This window comes from Caproicibacterium sp. NSD3 (assembly GCF_053613275.1).
Genome location: NZ_CM132119.1, coordinates 2,188,822 through 2,213,340 on the forward strand (window position 1 = coordinate 2,188,822; position 24,519 = coordinate 2,213,340).

The following is a 24,519-nucleotide window of genomic DNA, read 5'->3' on the forward strand; positions in this document are numbered from 1 at the left end:
GAGCTGTTTTGATGAATCGAGTTGCCATAACTGGAATCGGAGCCATTACGCCGATTGGAAACGATGCCCCTACTTTTTGGGATCATCTTGTCCACGGTGTCTGCGGAATTGCTCCCATCACTCGCTTTGATACAAAAGACAGCAAAGTAACCCTTGCGGCCGAAGTAAAAGACTTTGACCCGCTCACTTATATGGATAAAAGGGATGCGCGAAAAGCGGATCTCTATACGCAGTACGCTGTAGCCGCTGCCTCTGAGGCAATGGAAGACAGCAAACTTCTTGGGACTGTTCCGGATAATCGCCTTGGCGTTTATGTCGGCAGCGGAATCGGCGGAATGGAAACCTTTATGAAAGAATGCATAAAATGCAAAGAAAAAGGACCACGCCATGTTTCGCCTTTCTTTATTCCGATGCTGATCTCCAATATGGCTGCAGGCACCATTGCCATCCGATTTTCGGCAAAAGGGCCCAGTATGTGCATTACGACAGCCTGTGCAACAAGCGCCAATGCGATCGGCGAAGCTTATCGCGCAATTCAGAACGGCTATGCAGATGCAATGATCGCGGGCGGCAGCGAAGCGACTATCAACGAACTTGCTACCGCAGGTTTTGCAAACTGCATGGCACTTCACACCGGTACCGATCCGAACTGTGCCTCTGTTCCTTTTGATAAACGCCGCAGCGGCTTTGTCATGGGAGAGGGCGGAGCCATTCTGATTTTGGAAAACTACGATCACGCTAAAAAACGCGGCACGCACATCTATGCAGAAATCTGCGGCTACGGGAATACAAACGACGCCTATCACATGACAGCGCCGGAAGCCTCTGCGGAAAGCCCTGCCGAAGCAATTCGTCTGGCAGTCGCCGAAGCAAAAATTGCAAAGGACACTCCGCTTTATATTAACGCTCACGGCACCAGTACGGCTCTCAACGACAAAACAGAAACACTGGCATTTAAAAAAGCACTGGGTGAATCATGGGCAAAAAGCGCATGGATCAGCTCTACCAAGAGCATGCATGGTCATATGCTGGGTGCAACCGGTGCAGCAGAAGCAATCGCCTGTGTAAAAGCCCTTGAGACCGGAATCATTCCTCCGACCATTCATTATCAAGAGCCCGATCCCGAATGCGATCTTTTCTATACCCCGAATGAGGCGCTTAAAAAAGATCCCGAATGGGCAATCAGCACCAATCTCGGCTTTGGCGGACATAATGCCTGTCTGGCTTTTCATAAAGAAAAGGAGGACTAATTCTGAATGAAACTGGAAGAAATTCGTTCGCTCTCACGTCTGATGCAGGAAACCGGTCTTTCGGTTCTCGATCTGAAAGAAAACGGCACACACCTGCGGCTGGAGCGCGCTTTTTCTGAAAAAGCACCGCTCCCGGCGACATCGGCGCAGCCGCAGGAAAAGGCAGAAAAATCCGCTTTGAAAATTTCTCCTGCACCGGAAGGAACCCCATTAAAAGCTCCCATGGTCGGCGTTTTTTATAACGCCCCTTCCCCCGATGCAAAACCGTTTGTAAGCGTAGGCGATTTCGTCAAAAAGGGCGACACTCTCTGTGTCATCGAAGCTATGAAGCTCTTTAACGAAATTTCTGCCGAAAAGGATGGAAAAGTGCTCCAAATTTGCGTTCGAAACGGTCAAGTCGTTGAATATGGTCAAACACTTTTCTATATTGGCTAAAGATTTTTCAGACGACGAACCAGTTCGCCGTCTTTGTTTATTCTTAGAAAAAGAGGGATTTTCATGACGAAAGAAGAATTAAAAACGATTCTCCCCCACAGGGAACCGATGCTGCTTTTGGACGAAGCAGATCAAACCGGTGAAAACAGCGCGGAGGGGCGCTATACCATCCGCGGAGATGAATGGTTTTTAAAAGGCCATTTCCCGGGATATCCAATTGTTCCCGGTGTCATTCAGTGCGAGATGCTTGCCCAGACCTGCTGTCTGCCGTTAAAAGAGCAATTAAAAGGGAAAACGCCCCTTTATGCAGGCATGAATAAAGTACGATTTCACGGGCAGGTACGTCCCGGTGACACCTTGATTCTAAAATGTGAAATCACAAAATCCCGCCCTCCGTTTTATTTTGCTTCTGGAAAAGGATATGTAAAGGATAAGATGGTGGTTTCCGGCGAATTTTCTTTTGCGGTCTCCGAGAAATGAGGTGCTTTTGTGTTCTCTAAAATTCTAATTGCAAACCGTGGAGAAATTGCTGTTCGGATTCTTCGCGCCTGCCGCGAAATGGGGATCTCAACAGTAGCAGTATACTCCGAGGCTGATCGAGACGCACTGCACGTTTCTCTCGCCGACGAAGCCATCTGTATCGGGTCGGCTCCCGTAAGCGAAAGCTATCTGAATATGACGGCAATCCTGACTGCTGCCAGTGTGACCGGTGCCGAAGCCATTCACCCGGGCTATGGTCTTCTAAGTGAAAACGCCGAATTTGCCGATCTCTGCAGAACTTGCGGGATTACCTTTATCGGGCCGCCTGCCGAAGTGATCTCCGAAATGGGCGATAAAGATGCGGCGCGCCGAATGATGCAGGAGGCCGGCGTTCCGGTGATTCCCGGCAGCGAAGTAGTGGATACCTTAAAAGCAGCTTTCGCCGCCGCGCATCAAATTGGATTCCCACTTCTGGTAAAAGCCCGCTCCGGCGGCGGCGGACGCGGGATTCGCTTAGTAGAGCGCAAAGAGGATTTTGAAAACGCGTGGCGTACCGCTTCGGCAGAAGCACAGGCCTCTTTTGGAGACGGCGGCGTTTATCTTGAAAAGTATCTTTATCCTGCAAAGCACATCGAAATGCAATTGCTTTGCGACAAAGATGGAAACTATGTAACGCTTGGCGAACGGGAATGTACAGTTCAGCGCCATCACCAAAAGCTTTTAGAAGAAAGCCCCAGCCCGGCGATTTCTCAGTCGATCCGCAAAAAGATGCAGGAGGCAGCTCTCAAAGCCGCAAAAGCCTGCGGTTATGTGGGCGCCGGAACGGTAGAGTTTCTTTATTATGATGAAAAGTTCTACTTTATGGAGATGAATACCCGCCTGCAGGTGGAACACCCGGTTACGGAACTTGTTACGGGACTTGACCTTGTCAAATGGCAGATTCGAATTGCCGCGGGCATTCCGCTCAATTTTACGCAAAAAGAAATCATTCCTTCGGGCCACGCTCTGGAATGCCGCATCAATGCGGAAGATCCCGAACACGGATTTTTACCGAGCTGTGGTACCATTCGTTTTCTTCACATTCCAGGCGGTCCCTGCGTGCGTTTTGATACTGCCCTTTATCAAGGATATATGGTTCCTCCGTTTTATGACAGCATGATCGGCAAACTGATCGTAGCCTCTTCTTCTCGGGAAGAAGCGATTCGCAAAATGCGCACTGCTTTATGTGAGTTGGTTATCGACGGAATTCATCATAATGCCGGACTGCAATTACAAATTTTAGATGATCCTACTTTTCGAAACGGTACCTACCGTACCGATTTTATGGACCTTTTAATGAAAGAAAAATAAGGAGAAGGTGAAAGAGTGCTGAATAAAGAATTATTCCAAAAGCCGAAAAACACGCTGGAACAAGGCGGTGAAAGCGCTTCTCAGCCAAATATTCCGGGCAGATTATGTATTAGCTGTCCCAAATGCAAAAAGATTTTATTTGCGCACGATCTGGAAAAATCATTTTTTACATGCCCAAAATGTGGTCATCTTTTACATATGAGCGCTCGTGAGCGCATTGCCATGATGACTGATGAAGGTTCTTTCTCTGAACTTTTTGGAAAACTGCGCAGTAAAAACATTCTGGATTTTCCGGATTATAATAAAAAACTTGCTCATTCCTTTCTTTCGACCCACGAACGAGAGGGCGTTATCTGTGGAACCGCGCAGATTCATCAGGAACCATGCGCAATCTTTGTCATGGAGCCTAATTTTATGATGGGTTCCATGGGAACTGTAGTCGGAGAAAAAATTACACGTCTTTTTGAATATGCTACCGAAAATCATTTGCCCGTCGTAGGCTGGACGGTTTCCGGCGGTGCGCGCATGCAGGAAGGGATTCTCTCTTTAATGCAGATGGCTAAAACCAGCGGCGCCGTAAAGCTGCACAGCGATGCGGGACTTCTTTATATTGTTGTTTTGACCGACCCGACTACCGGCGGCGTTACGGCAAGTTTCGCAATGGAAGCGGATATTATCCTCGCGGAGCCTCAGGCGCTGATTGGATTTGCCGGCCCCCGTGTCATTAAACAGACGATTCGCCAAAAACTGCCTGCAGGGTTCCAGCGCTCAGAATTTCTGTTGGAAAAAGGATTTGTCGACGCACTTTCCAATCGGGAAACCCAAAAGAAACAACTCTCAAATTTTTTGAGCTTACATCACAGTGAGGAGGCAGATTCCATATGACAGCATATGAACGTGTTTTAGCGGCACGCGCAAAAGGCCGCCCTACCGCCTCCGATTTTCTTTTTCATTTGGTTTCGGATTTTACAGAGCTTCACGGTGACCGACGCTTTGGCGACGATCCGGCAGTCATTGCAGGGATCGGACGGCTTTGCGGGATGCCTGTAACAGTGATTGCGTTGGAACGCGGCCATAATACGGCAGAACGAGTTGCACATAATTTTGGCATGGCACATCCGGAAGGCTACCGCAAAGCGCTCAGGCTTATGAAACAGGCGGAAAAATTCCATCGTCCGATTCTCTGCATTATTGATACTGCCGGTGCATACTGCGGTGTCGCCGCCGAAGAACGCGGACAAGGGCAGGCAATCGCAGAAAATCTCTGCGAAATGATGACGCTAAAAGCCCCCATTCTATCTCTCTTTGTCGGAGAAGGCGGCAGCGGCGGTGCACTTGGTTTAGCAGTTGCCGACGAAGTCTGGATGCTGGAAAATGCCGTTTATTCGGTCATTTCTCCTGAAGGCTGCGCTTCTATTCTTTGGAAAGACAGTGAAAAAGCAGCCGAGGCGGCAGAATGTCTGCACATGACAGCAGAAGACTTATTAAAACTAAAAGCCGCCGACCGTATTTTTCCGGAACCGGAAAACGGTGATTTTACTTTGCTCTATGAAGACCTCGGAAAGAACATTTTTTCATTCTTTCAAAAAGAAAAGACCTTTTCAGGAGAAGCGCTCGCTAAGTCACGTTACGAACGTTTTCGGCAAAGATTTTAAAAGATTGCTTTTTTTCTTCCTTTTTACTATACTGAATGAAATAGGTTGTTCATTATATTCGATTGAGGAGGAATTTGCTTATGCGCAGAAGTGATCGACAAGTGGTTGACCAAACAAAAATATTTTCCATCATTCAAAAATGCGACTGCTGCCGTCTTGCAATTACAAACGACCCCGTTCCCTATCTAATTCCACTGAATTTTGGATTCCTTCCGGAGGGAAACGGAATCTTTTATTTTCATAGCGCCAAAGAAGGAACAAAGCTCGACCTTCTTCGGAAAAACCCAGAGATTTCTTTTGAACTCGATACTTCACACGCCGTGAAAAAAGGCCGTTTTGCCTGTGAATATTCCTTTTACTATCAGAGCATCATCGGAACTGGAAAAGTACAATTTGTAGAAGAGCCTGCTCAAAAAGAAAAAGCTCTCTCCCTTTTGATGAAACAGTATTCTACAGAACAAAATTTTTCTTTTTCTCCGGCATCATTCGCCCGCACGGTGATTCTAAAGATGACTGTGGAATCAATTTCCTGTAAAGAATATCTTCCGCCGCAATCATAAGCGGTTTCCGTTTCGGTTTTTGCCGGGACGGCTTTTTTTTCGGCATCTTTTATGCTATACTTATTTAGAATATTTTAAATAAATAAGTCTTTGATTTTTTAATAGGAGGATTTCTTTTTATATGGAATTAAAAGAGGCACATAAGTGTCCGCTTTATCACAAATGCGGCGGGTGCCAGCTACAGAATCTTTCCTATCCGGAGCAGCTTCGTTGGAAAGAGCGCCGGGTCTTTTCTTTTTTAGGACGTTTCTGCAAGCCGAACCCGATTTTGGGAATGGATTTTCCCTATCATTACCGCAACAAAGTACAAGCGGCTTTTACAACCGACCGTAAAGGACAAATCATTTCCGGCGTTTACCAGCCAAATACACATCGGGTCGTCCCAGTAGAATCCTGTCTGACAGAAGACGAAACCGCCGACCGCATTATGGGAACCATTCGAAAACTACTCAAAAGTTTTAAACTTTCCACATTTGATGAGCGCACTGGGCGCGGATTTCTGCGCCACGTTCTGATCAAGCGCGGATTTTCCACCAATCAGATCATGGTGGTTTTGGTGGCGGCAAATCCGATTTTTCCAGAAAAGAAGTTTGTAAAAGCGCTGAGAACTGAACATCCGGAAATTACGACTGTTATTTTAAATCTAAATAAACGCCATACCAGTCTTGTGCTTGGTGACCGGGAAAAGGTTCTCTGGGGACCGGGATATATTGAAGACGATCTCTGTTCCTGCCGCTTTCGGATCTCTTCCAAAAGTTTTTATCAGATCAACCCCTTGCAAACTGAAGTGCTCTACCGCACCGCGATGGATTTTGCACATCTAACGGGGACGGAAACCGTAATTGACGCCTACTGTGGAATCGGAACGATTGGACTCGTTGCCTCTAAAAAGGCAAAAGAAGTAATCGGTGTCGACATTAATCCCGCCGCAGTAAAGGACGCCATCCGGAATGCAAAGCTTAACAAAGCCACAAATGCGCAGTTCTTTACCGCAGATGCGGGAGATTTTATGGTCGAACTTGCCGCCGACAAAGAGCAGATCGATACTGTTTTTCTAGATCCGCCCCGCGCCGGAAGCAGCGAGCCATTTTTAGCAAGTCTCAACCGCCTGAATCCAAAGCGAGTCGTCTATATTTCGTGTAATCCTGAAACGCAGGCAAGGGATTTTGATTATCTTGTCAAGTTAGGTTGGAAAGTAAAAGCACTTCAGCCGGTAGATATGTTCCCGCATACAAACCATATCGAGACGGTAGCGCTTTTGATGAAAGCTGAAACGAGAAAATGACAACTCAGGCTCCGATTTTATCGATTCTAAACTTTTCCCATATCTACGAGGAAGAACGCTTCTACCAGCACGAACGAATCCACTGGATCGACTGCACCGACCTCAGCGGAACAGACGGTTTCTGCGATGAAAAAGCCTCCCGCGAAATTCGGAAACGAATTTCTTTGGAACCGGTTCGCAGCATTCACTTTATTGATTCCGGAAATTATCATTATATAACCAGGTTTTGGATAGAAAAAATTTTGACTTCTTTTTCTCTGGTCGTCTTTGACCACCATTCTGATATGCAGAAGCCGCTTTTTTCTGATCTTCTTTCCTGCGGAGACTGGATTTTAGATTCTTTAAAAAAGCTTCCACTGCTCAAAAAAGTGATTTTGGTGGGACTTTCCAAAGAGCAGGAAGCAAGGATTCCCTCAGAATTTCAAGACCGGGTCTTGTGTGTTGACAGTTCCCATCTGAATCTTTCGGAAGCTCAATTTTCGGAACTCTGTGGAAAATTTCCGATTTATATTTCCATCGATAAAGATGTTCTCAGCAAAAAAGTAGTGAACACCTCTTGGGATCAAGGCATCATGAGTCTTTCCCAACTGCGCCAAATGCTTGCTTTTCTGCTGCGCCATCGAGAAATTCTCGGCATTGATATCTGCGGGGAATGCCCTGACTGCATTGAGTTTTTAAAAAGTATCAGTCAAAATGACCGCATTAACTTGTCTCTGCTCAAATTTTTGGAATCTTTAGAAACATAGGAATCAAAGTGGGATTGGCCTCCCATTAAACAGAAAAAGAGAAAAAAGAGAGGATTTTATCAGCTATGAATACATCACCTGACTCCCCGCACAAGAACGGGAATTTCAGCTCAAACTTTGGATTTATTATTGCCTGTGTCGGCTCGGCCGTAGGGCTGGGAAATATTTGGATGTTTCCTTACCGTCTTGGGCAATACGGCGGTGCCGCTTTTCTGATTCCCTATCTGCTGTTTGTATTTTTATTCGGCTGGGTAGGGCTTTCCGCTGAATTTGCGATTGGACGCCGCGCGCGCACCGGAACCCTGGGTGCCTATGAATACTGTTTCGAAAGCCGCGGCAAGAAAAAACTCGGTTCTATTCTCGGCTGGATTCCGCTTTTAGGTTCTCTTGGCATTGCCATCGGCTATGCGATTATTATTGGATGGGTTGTGCGTTCCTGCTATGGCTCTATCACGGGAGAAATTTTCGTTGGAGAAGCAAAAGAATTTTTCTCACAGGCGACCGGTGATTTTGGAAGCCTTTTCTGGAATGCACTGGTTATTATTCTTGTGTGTTGGATTCTTCTTGCCGGCACCACAAAAGGGATTGAAAAAGCAAGCCGGGTCATGATGCCGCTTTTCTTTGTGCTGTTTCTAGTTTTAGCAATCTGGGTTGCATTTCTTCCTGGCGCCAAAGAAGGATACGAGTTTCTGCTAATTCCAAAATGGGATGCGCTTCTTCGTAGTGATACCTGGGTAATGGCTATGGGACAAGCTTTTTTCTCTCTTTCCATCACCGGTTCCGGCATGATCGTCTACGGCGCTTATCTGGACAAAAGTGCCGATATTCCAAGTGCTTCGCTGCGCACTGCACTATTTGATACCATTGCCGCCCTGCTCGCTGCATTCGCCATTATGCCGGCTGTTTTTGCATTCCACATTGATGCAACCAGCGGTCCCTCTCTGATGTTTCTCACCTTACCTGGCATTTTTAAGCAAATTCCGATGGGGCAGATTTTCTCCATCTTTTTCTTTGTTTCCGTGATATTCGCCGGAATTACCTCTTTAATCAACATGTTTGAAGCGGTAATTGAAAGCTGGCAGCATCGATTTTCTATCCCCCGCAAAGCAGCCGTCCTTTTATGCGGTGCGCTGACGCTTTTAATCGGAATTTTTATCGAGGCAGAACCAAAAGTAGGAAATTGGATGGACTTTGTTTCCATTATTGTCGTGCCGATCGGAGCTGTTCTCGGTGCAATTTCTGTTTACTATATTCTCGGATATGATAAAATTAAAGAGGAACTCCAGATTGGTCACCCAAAGCCGCTTTCAAAAAGCTATCCAATCTTTGCAAAATATATTTATGTTCCACTCACCATTATCGTACTGGTTCTGGGGCTCTGTTTCCACGGAATCGGCTAACGGAAAGTTTTTAAACTAAAGGAGGATGCCCTATGGATATTCAGAAAACGATCCAAAATCTTCAAAAGCATGGTTTTACTGTCTCGTATTTTAAAACCGGAGCAGAAGCTGCCTCTCATCTTGTCTCTGAACTGCATGGAAAAACAATTGGGATTGGTGGAAGTGTGACGATTGATCAGCTCGGCGTCTATGACCAACTTACAAAAGAGAATACCGTTTTTTGGCACTGGAAACAGCAGCCGGCAAAAGAAGTACGGACTTCTTCCCTTTCTGCACAGGTTTATCTGACCTCTGCCAATGCAATCGCACAAAGCGGCGAGATCATCAATATTGACGGCAGCGGAAATCGAATTTCCGCCTCCCTTTACAATCATGAAAAAGTAATTTTTATTGTCGGAACCAATAAAATTGCCGATGACTATGATTCCGCCATGTGGCGTGCGCGAAACATTGCCGCACCACTTAACGCTAGAAGGCTGCACCGAAAAACGCCTTGCGCCATGGGAAAAGAACTAAAATGTTATGATTGCGATAGCCCCGAACGTATCTGCAATGGCGTTTCTGTGCTTCTTCGCAAGATGGGCGGTATCCCTGAAATGGAAGTTATCCTGATCGACGAAGATCTGGGATATTAAAAATAAAACAGTTCCCCCAATCGTAGAAAAGACTATGACTGGGGGAATTGTTTTGCTAATCGGATATTTTAAGCTTTCATTCGAATAAATTGACTTCTTTTGTTTAGGCATGATATACTTAGAGCATTAGTTAAATGAAAAATCTTTTACAATTTGAGGGGTTCATTCATGAAAAAAAAGATCACGGCAATTTTTGCGGCAGCTATTTTATTGTTCGCCGCCGGCTGCAGCACGCAAACTGCTCCTTCCGGCGCTGCTGCCAATTCTTCCTCTTCGGTTTCTTCTTCGTCATATCAAGCAACCGATTATTTGCCGCTGGGAAGCATTGTAACCTTGGTGGATAGTTCGAACAAAATTATGATTTCCGGATATGCCTCTAAAGATTCCGATGGTTCTGTTTGGGATTACTGCGGCATTCTTTATCCGGACGGATATACAGACGCTTCTAAGCTTTATCGCTTTAATCGTTCCCAAGTGAGCAGTATCGTCTCTGATGGATATACTAATGATGATATGAAAGCGTGGTTGTCTCAGATCAAAAATCGAATGCAGGCACGCGGATAATTTTTACAAATCTTCGATGAAAAGGAGTTTTCATGAACGAATCAAATCCTTTTTCGGAAGGTTCTCCGAAAAATTCTGTTCCAAATCTGGAAATTTCGGACTCTGCGAAAAAAGTCCCAACGGCACAAAATGATTTTACTCTGCCAAGCGACCCAAAAGTCGCTGATTCTACAGAACAGACTTTACCACCAGAAACGCAGAAGGATCCTACTAATCAAACCACCTTTGAAAATCCAATCTCGATTGCCTCTCTTGTAGCTGCACAACGCCTTTCCTATGCGGAAATGCGGGATACCCGCCGCTGCGCAAGCCATTCTTCTTTTCTGGTGCTCATCTCTATCTGTCTGATGAATCTTCTGATCTTAGGGTTTGTTTGGTTATGCCGTTCCAATCCCGCTTTACACAGCAATAACAGCAGCTTTTTCTACCTAAAGCCAATCATTTATTATTCTATTTCCTGCTTTTCCTACTGCGTAGCGATTGGATTTCCGGCTTTGTTTTATCAGCTCCATACTCACCAGCCGCTGGAAAAAGTTGTTCGGTTTGATTCTCCAAAAAGTCATGGCCTTTCGCGCAGCGCAATCATTTGCATGTTTTTCGCCGGGATGGGGCTAACTCTGCTTGCAAACTATCCCACTTCTTTTGTCACTCAAATTCTGCAGATGTTCGGGATTTCTCATGTTTCTCCCGACGATATGCCGCTCACATCAGACGTTGCCACCCAAATTTTTTACATGCTCTATGGCACCCTGATTCCTCCCCTTGTGGAAGAGCTGCTTTTCCGCGGTGTGATTTTAAACATTCTCAGGCGGCATGGCGATTCCTTTGCGATTATCATGTCAGCATTTATTTTTGGGCTTTACCATGGGAATATTCCCCAGTTCGTTTTTGCATTTCTAATGGGTCTGATTGCCGGATATCTTTATATTCGAACTGGCTCTATTTTAATTTCGATCTTGATTCACATGTTTAATAACGGGTTTTCCTGTCTGAGTGTTCTTATCCAGCAATGGTATGGGAATACTGTCTTTGAGAATTTTCAAAGCGCTTACTTTTTGGTGTTTTTACTGCTCGGCGCCGTCGGACTTGGATTTCTCATAAAAAATCGAAAAAAATATTTGCCGCTCCCAAAAAGCAAAACGCTTCATGCTCCCCTATCGGTTCGCATGACCTGTGGGATCGGAAACCTTGGAACAATCTTTCTGATTCTAAATTTCATTGTGCTGTGCGCAGTGACAAACATCCTATGACTGATTCTGAATTGATGCGGGAAGCCCTTCTGCTGGCAGCTCAATCGGCGGCAGAAGGGGAAGTCCCGGTAGGAGCAGTATTGAGCAAGGATGGTGAAATCATTTCACGGGGGCGTAATCGGCGGGAAACAGCCAAAAATGCTCTGTGTCATGCAGAACTTGAAGCAATTCAAAAAGGCTGTGAAGCGCTCGGCGGCTGGCGACTGTGGCAATGTACCCTTTATGTAACATTAGAGCCCTGCCCCATGTGTGCCGGTGCAATTATCAACGCCCGGATTCCACGGCTGGTTTATGGTGCATCCGATCCAAAAGCCGGTTCCTGCGGTTCTGTCGTTGATTTATTTTCGCTTCCTTATAATCATCATCCAATAGTGGAATCCGGCCTTTTAGAACCGGAATGCCGAGCACTACTCCAAGAATTTTTTTCAGAATTGCGAAAAAGGCGTAATTCGAAAAATTGTTAAATAAAAATTAAAAGGAGATCATTATGAAAAAGCCTCTCAGCAAAAACGGGAAAAAAGCTGTTGCAGCAATTGTTATTTTGATTTTGGCATTTATTTACTACTATATAAAACTGCCGGCAATCAATATTCATTCTGTTGGCTTTTGGGAATTTTTAATTCTTACCGCAGTGGTAATTGTATTTATTCTGACCGTCTTACCAAAGCTCAAACATTCCAGCAAAGCAAATCCTCCCGATCTTAACCCCAAACATGATAAACGTTTAAAAAAAGGACTTCTTTGCATTGGCTTTTTAGTTGTGGTATTTCTTTTAGGTGCGTTACTCTCTTCTCCGATTGTTAACGCCTCCAAATATCAACAGCTGCTTACCGTACAAAACCGAGAATTTACTGATGATATTAAGCAGATCTCCTATGACGAAATCCCAATTCTGGACAGTGACTCTGCTGCCCTTTTGGGGAACCGAAAAATGGGAAGCATGGTAGATATGGTTTCTCAGTTCGAGGTCGGTGATACCTATACGCAAATCAACTATCACAATTCTCCCGTACGAGTGGCCCCACTGCAATACGCAGATCCGATCAAATGGCTGACAAACCAATCCAATGGCATTCCGGCTTATATCCTAATCGATATGGCAACACAGGATACCGAACTGGTTAAACTGGATCAGCCAATCAAATATTCAGAATCGGAATATTTTAACCGCAATATTTACCGTCATTTGCGGTTCCGTTATCCTACCTATATCTTCGACAACATTAATTTTGAGCTCGATGAAAATGGAACTCCGTGGTGGGTTTGCCCCGTAAAAGGCTTTAGCATCGGATTGTTCGGCGGACAAACCGTCGATCGCGTTGTTCTCTGTAATGCACAAACCGGTGAATGTCAGGATATGTCTGTAAACGATGTTCCACAATGGGTTGACCGTGTCTACTCCTCTTCCCTCTTAGTCTCTTACTACAATTACTACGGAACTTTAAAGCATGGTTTTCTCAACTCGGTTTTTGGTCAGAAAGATTGTCTGAAAACCACTGATGGCTATAATTATCTTGCGATTGACGACGATGTATGGCTTTATACCGGAGTTACTTCCGTTACAGGCGATCAAAGTATTGTCGGATTCGTTTTAATGAATCAGCGCACAGGAGAAACCCATTTCTATAGTGTACAGGGAGCTGTCGAAAGCTCCGCTATGAGCAGTGCTGAGGGCCAGGTACAGAACCTCGGATACAAGGCAACCTTCCCACTTCTACTCAACACTGCTGATCAGCCAACCTACTTTATTGCGCTAAAAGATAATTCCGGATTGGTTAAAAAATATGCCATGGTCAATGTTCAAAAATATCAGATTGTCGCAATCGGTGACACGGTTGCGGAATGTGAAAAGAAATATGTTTCCCTAATGGCTCAGAATGGAATTTCTGGAGGAACCGTTAACACTGCAAATGATAAAAAAATTACCGGCACAATTCGCAAGATGGCTCAGAGTGTGTTGGAAGGCAACAGCCATTATTACCTGCTTCTAGACAGCAGCTCGTCCCTTTTCGATGTTCCAGTCTCTCAAGAGCTTGATGTTCTGCGCTATTCTGAGGGAGATCGAATTACACTGACTTATACGCCCCCAGCAGATAGCAGTGCAGATGGCGTCTGCACCGTCACAGGGATTGTAAAAGCTTCCACTGAATCTTCTAATTCATCATCATCTGCTGCAACGTCTTCCACTGCCTCAGCAACAGAATCCACTTCCAGTACTACAAAATAATATTGGAATCATAAAAAGACACCAGCCTTAAAATAATAAGGCTGGTGTCTTTATTTTCTCTTCTTTGACTCTTTCATAAATAACAAATTTCATCAAAACAAAAGCAGCAGATTCCCATCATTTTTTAGGAATCTGCTGCTTTTGTTAAACCATAAAAACAAGAAATCAGCTTGAACTTTTCTGAACAGCCTGCTCGTAAATTTGATAATTGTCATTCCAGAAAGAATAATTGGGGTCACTACGGTAATCCGTTAAAGAATAATTTTGTTTGAGATATTCTCCAAGATAATTTGTCACTTTAGCAGCACCGACTACATTAATATGATATCCAGCATCCATCGTATCTGTTTCCCAGCTAAATCCCATATTGTCAAGCTCCGTGTTAAGATCTAAAAATGGAATTCCTTTTGACTCTGCATACGCCTTTGCTGCATCATGTCTTGCACCGGTCCATGTAATCGCTGCCGGAACATCAATCAAAACAAAAGCCGCTCCATTTTCCTGGCAAAGCTTTTGCATCTGATCCATGGCATATTTAGAAGCCCATGGGATACTGACAAAGCTGGAGTTCTTTTTCATATTATTTTGACCTGTATAAGGCTTTATTTTACTATTAAGGTGCTGTCCTCCGATTTTAATGGAACTTTTTTGGTTGGTATAATTTGTCTCTTGAAAAGCGCTGGAAAGGTCTAACGTTTTCCACCGGTTATGATAATTAAAAATTGGGAATTCATAAGAAAAGATATCGCTAAAAGCATTTCCAATCGTATTTTTTCCTTCAAAGATTTCGTCTAAATCGAGAAGCACTACTTTTGGTTTATGTCGAGTAAAAATTTCTCTGAGCATGTTTAAGCCCTGAGTTGCGCGCTGTTCCGGCTCCCCACTGTTATAAGAAGTAAATCCATAATTATGCCAAAGTTCCATCGGAGAAAATCCACAGTAAGAATCGCTGTTTCCAATGACAAAAACATCGATCGAATTTTGCGGATAAGAATAAAATCCCCGCCCATCCGGATAATACATACCCGCCTTTGTTGTATCATCCCGCGGCGTTACGAGAAAGGACAGCCCTTTTAACGCACCGAAAAGGATCCCCAAGGTCAGAATGACGCAGCAGCATCTTTTTAAAATCGTCTTATTTTTTATCTGCATAAATCGGTCTCACCTACTCCTATTCGTTTAGAAATTTCCATAAATCGGGTTGATTGCAACATATCCATATCCATAAGCGCCGAAAATAACAATTACAAACAGCATCGCCATGCTCAGTCCCCAGCGCAAAAGTGAATTTCTTTGTGCAAGTTCATCGCGCAGATGATGCCCTTTTGTATGCAGCCGGCCAACAATCCACAAGAGAAGTGTACCGACCGCTAAAATGATCAGGTCTTTATAGTCTAACCCCAAGCTTAAAAGAGACCCATCCGTCAAAACAGAAGGATTAAATCCACTAAACATGGAAACAAACATGGCTCCAAAAGATTCTATTGTATTTGCCCGGAAAAGCAGCATTCCGACATTGACTAAAAAGAAAGTACGCACCACCTGAAATGCCTGAAAGCCTTTTCCTTTTCGATCAAGTTTCGTAGCTTCAAAGAAGCGGCGAAACAGCGGTTCAAAGAGAAGCCCTAAAATCGTGATCACATAATAATACATTCCATAAAGAATATATTTTACTCCAGCACCATGCCAGAAGCCATTTGTAAACCAAACGCAGAATAGCGAGATAAACGCTGGAACCAAGCCGGCCAAAAAGGTATTAAAATGTTTGCGTGCAAATTTTGCAAGAGAAAAAATCGGTTTGGAAATAGAGACAGGATAAAAAACATAATCCCGCAGCCATGTGCCCAACGTAATATGCCAGCGCCGCCAAAACTCGTTGACCGTATGAGAACTGAACGGACGATCAAAGTTCTTTGAGAGGGAAACGCCGAACAGCTGAGCGCTTCCTGCAACGATGTCAATGGAACCCGCAAAATCTGTATAAATCTGCAGGGTATAAATCAACATGGTCAAAATAACCGTAATCCCGGAATAATTTGCAAAGCTGCCGCAGACTTTCCCGACCAAAATATCTGCGCGGTCTGCAATCACAACCTTTTGGAAAAGTCCCCACAAAATCAGCTGGATTCCTCCAATTGTCCTCTGCCAATCAAAAGCATGTCCCTCATAGAGCTGGTCTGCTAAAAGATCAAAACGCCCGATCGGGCCCTCAACAATCTGTGGGAAAAAGACCAAATAAAGCGCCACTTTCCCAAAATTCCGATCCGCGGTATATTTTCCGTGATAAACATCCATCACATAGCTGATTGCCTGCAGCGTATAGAAAGAAATCCCTAAAGGCTGAATCTGACGGCTGATCACAGGAAAGATCTTTGGAAGCCTTATGGAAACTAGCAGAGCATCCATCGCTCCACCGAGAAAATTATAATATTTAAGTACCAGTAAAATTAAAAGATTGACTAAAACAGTCAACAGCACAATCCTGCGCTTTTTTTTATCTATTTTTTGACGAAAAGCCTTCTTTTCCTCTTTGGGAAGTGTCTTTCGAACGACCGCTGCATTCTTTGCAACCTTGTCCAAAGAAAGAGCACAAAAATAAATTGAAACAGTTGTAATCAGTAAAAAGATCACCAAAAAGCCGCTGCCCATCAGATAAAATCCATAGCTTGCCGCTAAAAGGACAATCCATTTATATCTTTTGGGAACAATTGTATAAAGAAGAAAAACAGGCACTAAAAATACAACCAGATAGGCCAGTGAATTATATGCCATAAGAACGATTTCTCCTCTTTATTCTTCTTGTAAACGTTTTACCATATCATAAATAGTTTGCGCAGAGAAAAAGTTTTTAGGAACAATATCAAGAAGTGTAATCTCAATATCAAACTCATCTTTCAGTTCATTTACAAGCGTAATGATGGTCAAGGAATCGAGAACGCCTCTTTTAACAAGATCGATTTCTTTCGTAAAATCGACGCCTGGTTTTAAAGTGCTTAAAATTTGCAGTAATTCGTCCATAATGAACCTACTCCTTCTGATAAAATATCATATTATCTGATTCTTAAAAATCAGTTTTTAACATTTTTTTGCTTCTGATAGTCTTTCAAAAGCTTTTTGCGGTCAATTTTTCCATTCTGGTTATAAGGGAAACTTTTTAGACGACAAAGCCGCCCCGGCAACATATAAGGTGGAAGCCGGCGTTTTAGTTGTTTCATCAAATCTTCATCGGAGATCTTTTTTCCCTGATAAAATAAAATGATCTGATCGCTTTCCATATCATAACAGACTGCACAGGAAGAAATCTCCGTCACCGCAGAAGCAGCAGCTTCGACTTCTCCCAATTCAATCCGGTAACCCATATGCTTAATCTGAAAATCCTTTCGTCCGGCATATTCGAGCTCTCCATAAGAATTATACAGAACAAGATCCCCTGTTTTATAAACAGATTCCGGATAATAAGGATTGAGCGGATTTTGTACAAAAACATCCGCTGTCTTTTCTGGTTCTGCATAATATCCGGGTGCAACAAAAGAGCCTCGTACGAAAAGTTCTCCTTTTTCTCCAGGCTCAACCAGATGATTATTCTCATCCAAAACAAATACGTCGCAGTTATTGCAGGCATGTCCGATCGGAAGAGATTCCCCATCTGCAAATTCCCGGTTCACTACATAATAAGTGCAGATATCCGTAGTCTCGGTTGGTCCGAAGAGGTTTGCAAAAGTGCAGTCCGGCAGATGTCCCATCCAATAATTGAGCTGCCTTGTCGGCATTGTCTCTCCTGCAAAAAGTACTCTCTTTAAAAACTGCGGTTTTTCGTAATCAAAAGCTTTCCAGTTTGCAAGCAGGCAAAGTGCAGAAGGCACCCAATAAATAGTATTGACTTTTTTGGCATTCAGCAACTGCAGCAGCTGCAATGGAAATGAAAACGTCTGCTTTTGAATAATCTGCAGGGTACCTCCAGCGCAGAGCGTGCTGTAAACATCCGAAACAGACATGCTGAAATAAAAGGGCGTTTGACTGCCAAAGACAACGGAATCATCAATAGAAAATGCCGAAACATACCAGTTGATATAAGAAATTACATTCCGGTGGCAAACAACAACTCCTTTGGGCATCCCGGTAGAACCGGACGTAAAAAGTGCATAAATCGGGTCCGCATCCACCATATGCTCGCGGATCTCCAAAAGCAATTTTTCATTAATCGGCTCCTGCACCGCATTTTCAAAAGCTACGGTTTTTCCGGGCAAAAGCTCATCTGCTTTTTCTTTTAAAGCATCTATAGTAAGAATTGCAAATGGCGAAATTTTCCCAAGAATTGCGGTCATTCGTTCCTGCGGCATTTCAGTATCCAGCACTACATAAAAGTTCCCGCTGTAAGCAACCCCCATCATTGCAATCAAAGTTTCCACGCTACGGGGAATCAGCAACGCCACAGCATGATTTTTCTGACCAAACTTTGCCAAAAAACTTCCAAGTGCTTTGGCGCGCTCCAAAAGCTGCCGATAGGTCACTTTCTGTTGATCATCGGAAAATGCTGTTTTCTCCGAAAAAAATTTTTCTGATCTTTCAAGCCATTCCAATATATTTTTCATCATCAAAAATCCTTACTTTTATCAATCGTCTTTTTGCAGAATTAGCTGCATAAAAGAACAATTCCTTTATAAAAATACATTCTTTTTTATTATAACCATATCATCATCAGAACACAAGGGATAACTCCTACTGAGTGGGATTTAATGGCATAAACCAAGCATCATTTTCCTGATTTTTTCTTTTTTTCGACAAAAAGCAAGACTGTTTCCCAGATAATCCTTTTATTTTATAATCTGTAATTTTATACAATTTTAACTTGATCTAAAAATTCTAAAAATTTTTGACAATCTTCGTTAGAAAAATATTCTAGGGAAACAGGAAGATATTCTTTAGAAAAAATGAGAAAAACAAATTGCGAAGTTCCAAAAAGATTTTGCAGATCACTCCAAAAAAAGCTATTGTTTGTTCCCTCTGCCAATACTGAAAGATGATCCTGACAAAACTGATAGTGAATTCTGTTTTGAGATGCAGGCATTCGTTCAAAATAAACTTTTTCTTGAAAATTTTCCTGATGAAAGGCAACTACAAAACTAACGATACTTAAAATGGCGGCCAAAACTGCAATCAGCATTTGTTCCGGCTGCACTGCACAAATAATAGCAATGATCAGAAATGCAAGTGCGCCCCCCAACAGACTGTTTTTCATTCTGCGCTGCAGCCTTCTCCCTCCGGGCAATTTCTCCCAAAGAAATCTGGCAAATTTGCCCATCTGATCATCGTCAAATTCTGTCACATTTTTAAATAGCACTGTTTTGTCCATCGGTTTTGGCTCCTTGAGGCAGAGTATTTTAATTGTGGCATAAAAAGTGTTTTATGTCACAACTTTGTAAAAAGCATATTTTTTATTTGTAAATTTGTATCCCTTTACCTTTAAAGTTTACATAGAAAGGCCACAAAAGTCAAGAATTGTTGCATCTCTTTTAAACTTGACTGCCTAAATTTACGCAATTTTGATAAAAATACCCCATTTCATTTTAAATAAAAATAACTGCTGCAAATATAATAAAACATTTGCAGCAGTCTTTATTGATCATCACGTAGTCCATAAAATTGACCGTTTTATATGAGCATCGTAAAAATTATTGTACCGGTGTCAATTTTCCAAACAACGCAAATCGTGCGTTATTAAACTCATAAGAACAAGTACATAAAGTAATGATTCGGTCATTAGCTCTCACGGTCGTATTAGACTTAAAAGTTGAAAGCTGCTTAAGTGAACCAACATAGTCCTCAAAATCAGAGTCATCCTTAAAGTCAAGCCGGATAGAGCTTTGATCCCCATTTACAAGAACACCTGCAAATAGTTCAATAACAAAATTTCCATTCGGAGTATAGAGGAAAATGGTTGGAAAACGATTATAATAGCTCTGTTCCTCATACTTTGCTAAAGAGGCAAACATAGAACCATCTTTCATATTGTGACCGTATATAATTGTATTTTTATCCCCAAAGTCTCCATGATTTCGGGCATCCATGAAAATGGAGCCCATTTTATTAGATTCCCCGGTGAACAGGCGATGAAGATAATCATCATTATCATTGCCCTGTACGATAGGATAATCAATTTCTGTCCCATCAGAGGTAATCCACCCGACAATGTCAGGATTGATTTTTTTTAAAGATAAAAAATCAATCCCATCTTTCTGTTTGCATTCGTTCGTTTGCTCCACAGCAGATTTTGATGTTTCTCGAATCTGTTGATAAGCGACATTTCCTTTAACATACTCCTGATGATCCTCAAATAACAGAAACGCTGAAAACAGAATTCCTGCTACACATAAAATCATTAATCCCCGCAGAATCTTGTGTAAATTTAATTTTTTTGCATCTTTCATGCTGATCCCCATTCGTGGACGAAAAAGATTATCGATTTATTTTAGTTTCCCTTAATGATTATCTGCGTTTTCCTTTTTCAAAATTCTTTCTGCGCAAAACCATGTCAACTGTAAATAAAACGACGAGAGCTATTAAGAAAACTATCAATCCAAGCCGAGCCACACTACCAATTTGGTTATCTCCCGTTTTCGGCATTCCGGATTCACTTGAAGGGCTGCTCCAATGATTAATGAATGATGCAGTCTGCAATGTACTGGCAGAGATCACCCCCGAAGCGCCCTCACTCGAAGCAGTATATCCATCCCCTGTATAGTCGCTCTCTGATACCGCATACTGAGCGCCTTCCGGCAAACCGGTTATTGTAATGCTTTCTCCGTTTGCAAGAGAAATGATATCCCCACTGCGGAGAGTCCCGGTGACTGCACCAGTAACCGAATAGGAATCAGGTGCGTTAGTAAGGGTCACCGTAAAATCGAATTTTTTGTTTAAATCAGCTCCCTGCCCGGTAACTGTTTTGTTAATTGCTAAGCTCCCTGTTGGATTCGGAAGTTTTATGTTAACAAAGGCGGCTGTCTTATCTTGAGTGGACGAAATCGTCCCGCTGCTTTCCGTACTCTCAATAGAGTAACCTTGCGCAGAAGTTTCATCTTCCTTCACTTCGTAGCTGGCACCGACAGGCAGCCCCATAATTGTAATGCTTTGCCCGTGGGCAAGAGAAATCGTGTCTCCGCTTTTAATTGTTCCATCCGGAACACCATGGCCAGTATAAGCATAGGTGTCATTTGCGTTAACGAAGGTCACCTTGAAATTAAACTTTTGGGTTTGGTCCGCCGCATTTCCAGCGACCGTTTTGCTGATCGTCAAATTTCCAACGGTGCCTTCCAAGTAGTTTTTAATCGTAACGGCATTGGCGCCTTTTCCAGTTTTGCCGTCGATGGAAGATACTATAGTGGACCCGGTCGTCGTAACCATTACAGAATGTGCTCTGTTGTCCATAGTATATCCTGCCGGAGCTGCCGTTTCACGAAGTACATATTCTCCATTTGGAATTGCCCTAAAAATTACAGTACCATCGCTGCCGGTGACCCCCTTCCGAATAATGGTTTGGTTATCAGACGCAAAAAGCGAAATTTCCGCACCAGCAAGAGGGGCTCCTGTTCCATCAGTCTTAGTTATCACAATCCAGCCATTTCTTTGCAAGGTAGCTGCGCCATCCGCACTTGTGATTGCATATGGCAGAGTACTCTCTTCCTGCTTTGCACTGTTGCCATATAATGAAACCTTATTGGATATAGTTCCCGGTTCACCCGTAACGTCTGTAAGATAGTTAAAACGGTATGCTTTCGCGCTATCGGGAATAAGAAAGCTCAAAACTCGCGTTGCGTTATCATAAAATAAGTTTTCTCCCATTTTCAGGGCAACTTCTGTCCCGAGGGTATAACTTCCGTCCGGATTTAAAGTCATTTCATAAGCGGTAATATTGCCGTCGGACAACACAGGCTTTCCGTTCGAATCCGTCCTCAAATCAATCCCAACAGGCAAAGTATCTTCTAATTTTGTACCGGTCTGCAAAAGATTATAAGGCTTATAATCTACTGTCCAACGCAGTTCTCCGTTAGCCGAATTGGCCAGAGATTTTTCCAGCAATTTACTGGTAATGGAAACATCCTGAAAACCGGTAATGCCAGGAGTCCAGTTTTCGGTATTTAAAGCAAGATTATTACGTACAGTTGTGGTTTGGTTGGCATCAAAATATCCGGCAGCGGTTTCGTCGGTTGGCTTTGCCTTAACTAATATCACATAAGGAGCATTTAAATCACTAAATGTGAATTTGGCGATTCCGGCGGTCGTAAAATCAGAATTCAACCCTGCAACGGTATCCAGCGGACTGGTGCTGCTTGCTGTAACAGAATTAGCGCTTCCTGTGTTTCCTGCAAAAATCAGATAGTTCTTTCCTGGTGCAATTTCTGTAAACTCCCAACCAGTCGGAAGGGTATCGGTAACAGCAGCCGCACCCAATATTTGTCCGGAAGCATCGGTCATATTGCTCAAATCCATGCCGCCTGCATTAACACTCAGCCGAAAAACAACAGACTTGTCTACATAATCAAATCCCTCGCTGGCATTTGTCGTCTTATTATTTACTCCTTTTGCAGGGTCGGAGATGGATTCTCTTTTGAGCATTTCCTTAGCCAACATATTATTCGTGTAATCAACCTTATTTGATGCTGTATTTAATTTTTTGTTAGCGCTAAAAAGGCTGGCAGTATTCCATACCTGAGAGGTCTTATTTCCAGCAAAAACGTTTGGATTGACAACCTGAGCGTCAAACGTAAAAGTGTTCACTTTCGTCATAGAAAATCCAGTGATCTCCAAAAGGTCAGCCACCTGTTTATCCCCTTGCATAATCGGATAAACCGTTATATTAAGGCCGTCCCCTTTGAATGAATGGTCAATATATTTCTGATCATAGCGGGGAGTAAGATCCGCCTGATTCATTCCCGTTGGAAAACCGGTTGCTTTAGAAATATCAAAGCCACTTGAGCTGCTCCCATAAACAAGAAGATCGTATACTTTTAAGTCTGGAATGCTCTGATTCTTTGTATCCACATTTACAGTCCAGTGGATGCTGCGATTTGCAGTATCCGCCACACCTGATTTTGTGATTGCGTTGTAGCCGATTCCTACGTTGACATTCCCTGTACCAATTCCTGTCCCCGGCAGTCCATCCCAACGTATTTTGGCAGAGTTTGTGTATGTCTTTGATGCCGTTGTGTAATCTTCATCCGGCACACTCGTCACAATCGTGAGCAGAATCTTGGAATCGATCTTGCCAAGCGCATACTCGCCGCTTACATTTGGAGCAATATTGGTGTCATCTACCCATGCAGAGCCATTCCATTTTGCCCAACTTGCGGACTTTAGGGTCAACCCACTCGGTAAAAGATCGGTGATGACCACATTATTCAGCGTTGCAACCATCTGGTTTGCTGTGATTGTCCATGTAATCGTACGGTCCTTCGGATTATATATTCCAATGTTTCCACTGTCACTGGAGGCTCCTGCTTTTTCAATCCATTTTGGAGTAAACGAAACTGTTGTTTGTCCCTCACTCTTGATATTGTTCTCATGATCAAGAAGCTGTGCCTTGTTTCCAATGCTTTGCTGTCCTGCACTGTAATATTTTCCATCCGGAATTTCGGTTTTAAATTTAATCGTCTGGGGACTAGTTGAACCGGAAAAAAAAGTATAGCTCAGTTTATTGCCATCTTCAGTCGGACTAGCGGAAACATCCCCTACTTTAAATGAATCCGTAAGATAGGTACCCACCGCACTTAAATCATCAGAAAACTGATAACCGGACAAGTCAATCCCCGCACCGGCTTGTGTAGCAGAAACATTAACCGTCCACTCAATACTTTTACTGGCCATATCCGGGATTCCCGATTTTATCACCTGATACTGAATCTCGGGGGCAGGAACCTTAACGGTATATGTCTTTTCAAGAATGGTAACCAGATGATCTCCCGTGTTTCCGGCATCCCCACTGGCATCATATGTAAAATCCGCACTAAATTTACATTTTACCGTATTGTCGGTCCCGTTAAAGACCTCATCATCCCCATCGAAAACGACATTCGCATTGACCATTTTCGTATTGGGATCTGTGGAAAAACTAACATGTCCAACTGTAATGCTTCCCATTTTTAAGGCAATCGTATCACTTGTAATCACCTTAAAAGCACTGCTTAGCTGAAAAGTCGCGGTATCGCCCTTTCGAACCGGATTGTTTGGTGTCGGATTGTCACCTTGAACCGGTACGTTGAAGGAAACTTCAACTGAAATGGGGTTACTGCTCGTTATAGCACCACCCTCATTGATTTCTGTTCCGTTCTGGCTGACTTTTACTGCAAGATTCGTTAAATTATTTTCTACACTTGCGGCATATACCGTATTAAATGGGGAAAACACATTTAGCAACATCACCAATACTAATGTCCAACTTATCAACAACCGTCTTTTACTTTTTACCATATTGAGTTCCTCTCTCTTTATCAGATCATCGTTAAAGTTTTGACTATCTTTTGCCGTCCATATCAAATGCATTTAAAATTATACCAAATTCTTACAAATAATTTTGTCCTACTTTTTCCGATAGACCTGCATCTTTTGAAAGGCAGAAGGTATTGCTGCAGAGTTGCAGAATCATATTTTTAACGTCTACAATATCAAAGCTTTTAATTGACTATCGT

Annotated in this window: 22 protein-coding genes; 15 read left to right on the plus strand and 7 right to left on the minus strand. The window is 43.2% G+C overall.

Going from position 1 to position 24,519, the window contains the following annotated elements; all coding sequences use genetic code 11:
• Window positions 1-8 precede the first annotated feature (8 nt).
• The 15 genes from fabF (at window position 9) to ACVS9P_RS10815 (ending at window position 13,837) form a co-directional block, all read left to right on the plus strand.
• Window positions 9-1,250, plus strand: a complete 1,242-nt coding sequence (gene fabF / locus ACVS9P_RS10745) for a beta-ketoacyl-ACP synthase II (RefSeq protein WP_452103529.1) — start codon at window positions 9-11, stop codon at window positions 1,248-1,250.
• Between the two features lie 6 nt (window positions 1,251-1,256).
• Window positions 1,257-1,685, plus strand: a complete 429-nt coding sequence (gene accB / locus ACVS9P_RS10750) for an acetyl-CoA carboxylase biotin carboxyl carrier protein (protein WP_452103530.1) — start codon at window positions 1,257-1,259, stop codon at window positions 1,683-1,685.
• 63 nt (window positions 1,686-1,748) lie between these two features.
• Window positions 1,749-2,165 carry a 3-hydroxyacyl-ACP dehydratase FabZ family protein gene (locus tag ACVS9P_RS10755; protein ID WP_452103531.1) on the plus strand — a complete coding sequence of 139 codons (417 nt, stop codon included), beginning with the start codon at window positions 1,749-1,751 and terminating at the stop codon, window positions 2,163-2,165.
• A 9-nt stretch (window positions 2,166-2,174) separates the two neighbouring features.
• Window positions 2,175-3,515, plus strand: a complete 1,341-nt coding sequence (gene accC / locus ACVS9P_RS10760) for an acetyl-CoA carboxylase biotin carboxylase subunit (protein ID WP_452103532.1) — start codon at window positions 2,175-2,177, stop codon at window positions 3,513-3,515.
• A gap of 15 nt (window positions 3,516-3,530) precedes the next feature.
• Window positions 3,531-4,400: an acetyl-CoA carboxylase, carboxyltransferase subunit beta gene (gene accD / locus ACVS9P_RS10765; protein ID WP_452103533.1), complete on the plus strand. Its 870-nt coding sequence runs from the start codon at window positions 3,531-3,533 to the stop codon at window positions 4,398-4,400.
• Window positions 4,397-5,170, plus strand: a complete 774-nt coding sequence (accA, locus tag ACVS9P_RS10770) for an acetyl-CoA carboxylase carboxyl transferase subunit alpha (protein ID WP_452103534.1) — start codon at window positions 4,397-4,399, stop codon at window positions 5,168-5,170. The genes accD and accA overlap by 4 nt, the downstream gene beginning before the upstream one ends.
• An 80-nt stretch (window positions 5,171-5,250) precedes the next feature.
• On the plus strand, window positions 5,251-5,730 hold the full coding sequence (locus ACVS9P_RS10775; RefSeq protein WP_452103535.1) for a pyridoxamine 5'-phosphate oxidase family protein: 480 nt from the start codon (window positions 5,251-5,253) through the stop codon (window positions 5,728-5,730).
• 121 nt (window positions 5,731-5,851) lie between these two features.
• Window positions 5,852-7,015: a 23S rRNA (uracil(1939)-C(5))-methyltransferase RlmD gene (gene rlmD / locus ACVS9P_RS10780; protein WP_452103536.1), complete on the plus strand. Its 1,164-nt coding sequence runs from the start codon at window positions 5,852-5,854 to the stop codon at window positions 7,013-7,015.
• Window positions 7,012-7,761, plus strand: coding sequence for an arginase family protein (locus tag ACVS9P_RS10785; protein WP_452103537.1), 750 nt, complete (start codon window positions 7,012-7,014; stop codon window positions 7,759-7,761). Before rlmD ends, ACVS9P_RS10785 begins: the two co-directional genes overlap by 4 nt.
• A 65-nt stretch (window positions 7,762-7,826) precedes the next feature.
• Window positions 7,827-9,161 (plus strand): sodium-dependent transporter, encoded by a 1,335-nt coding sequence (locus ACVS9P_RS10790; protein WP_452103538.1) that lies wholly within the window; start codon window positions 7,827-7,829, stop codon window positions 9,159-9,161.
• Window positions 9,162-9,193: 32 nt separating this feature from the next.
• A complete protein-coding gene (locus ACVS9P_RS10795) occupies window positions 9,194-9,796 on the plus strand; it encodes a lactate utilization protein (protein ID WP_452103539.1) in 603 nt (200 codons plus the stop codon).
• Window positions 9,797-9,964: 168 nt separating this feature from the next.
• The gene (locus ACVS9P_RS10800) at window positions 9,965-10,360 is read left to right on the plus strand and encodes a DUF4176 domain-containing protein (protein ID WP_452103540.1); all 396 of its coding nucleotides are present in this window, start codon (window positions 9,965-9,967) and stop codon (window positions 10,358-10,360) included.
• A 32-nt stretch (window positions 10,361-10,392) separates the two neighbouring features.
• Window positions 10,393-11,610 (plus strand): CPBP family intramembrane glutamic endopeptidase, encoded by a 1,218-nt coding sequence (locus ACVS9P_RS10805; RefSeq protein ID WP_452103541.1) that lies wholly within the window; start codon window positions 10,393-10,395, stop codon window positions 11,608-11,610.
• A complete protein-coding gene (gene tadA / locus ACVS9P_RS10810; RefSeq protein ID WP_452103542.1) occupies window positions 11,607-12,074 on the plus strand; it encodes a tRNA adenosine(34) deaminase TadA in 468 nt (155 codons plus the stop codon). The genes ACVS9P_RS10805 and tadA overlap by 4 nt, the downstream gene beginning before the upstream one ends.
• A 23-nt stretch (window positions 12,075-12,097) precedes the next feature.
• A complete protein-coding gene (locus tag ACVS9P_RS10815; RefSeq protein WP_452103543.1) occupies window positions 12,098-13,837 on the plus strand; it encodes a CvpA family protein in 1,740 nt (579 codons plus the stop codon).
• Between the two features lie 165 nt (window positions 13,838-14,002).
• Here the strand turns inward: ACVS9P_RS10815 and ACVS9P_RS10820 are convergent, their stop codons facing one another.
• The 7 genes from ACVS9P_RS10820 to ACVS9P_RS10850 form a co-directional block, all read right to left on the minus strand.
• Window positions 14,003-14,989, minus strand: coding sequence for a hypothetical protein (locus ACVS9P_RS10820; protein ID WP_452103544.1), 987 nt, complete (start codon window positions 14,987-14,989; stop codon window positions 14,003-14,005).
• Between the two features lie 27 nt (window positions 14,990-15,016).
• A complete protein-coding gene (locus ACVS9P_RS10825; RefSeq protein WP_452103545.1) occupies window positions 15,017-16,609 on the minus strand; it encodes an MBOAT family O-acyltransferase in 1,593 nt (530 codons plus the stop codon).
• An 18-nt stretch (window positions 16,610-16,627) separates the two neighbouring features.
• On the minus strand, window positions 16,628-16,855 hold the full coding sequence (locus ACVS9P_RS10830) for a phosphopantetheine-binding protein (RefSeq protein ID WP_452103546.1): 228 nt from the start codon (window positions 16,853-16,855) through the stop codon (window positions 16,628-16,630).
• 50 nt (window positions 16,856-16,905) lie between these two features.
• The gene (locus tag ACVS9P_RS10835; protein ID WP_452103547.1) at window positions 16,906-18,417 is read right to left on the minus strand and encodes an amino acid adenylation domain-containing protein; all 1,512 of its coding nucleotides are present in this window, start codon (window positions 18,415-18,417) and stop codon (window positions 16,906-16,908) included.
• A 254-nt stretch (window positions 18,418-18,671) separates the two neighbouring features.
• Entirely contained in the window at window positions 18,672-19,190 is a 519-nt protein-coding gene (locus ACVS9P_RS10840) for a hypothetical protein (protein WP_452103548.1), read from the minus strand.
• 319 nt (window positions 19,191-19,509) lie between these two features.
• Window positions 19,510-20,265, minus strand: a complete 756-nt coding sequence (gene srtB, locus ACVS9P_RS10845; protein ID WP_452103549.1) for a class B sortase — start codon at window positions 20,263-20,265, stop codon at window positions 19,510-19,512.
• 58 nt (window positions 20,266-20,323) lie between these two features.
• A complete protein-coding gene (locus ACVS9P_RS10850; RefSeq protein ID WP_452103550.1) occupies window positions 20,324-24,301 on the minus strand; it encodes a DUF7601 domain-containing protein in 3,978 nt (1,325 codons plus the stop codon).
• Window positions 24,302-24,519 lie beyond the last annotated feature (218 nt).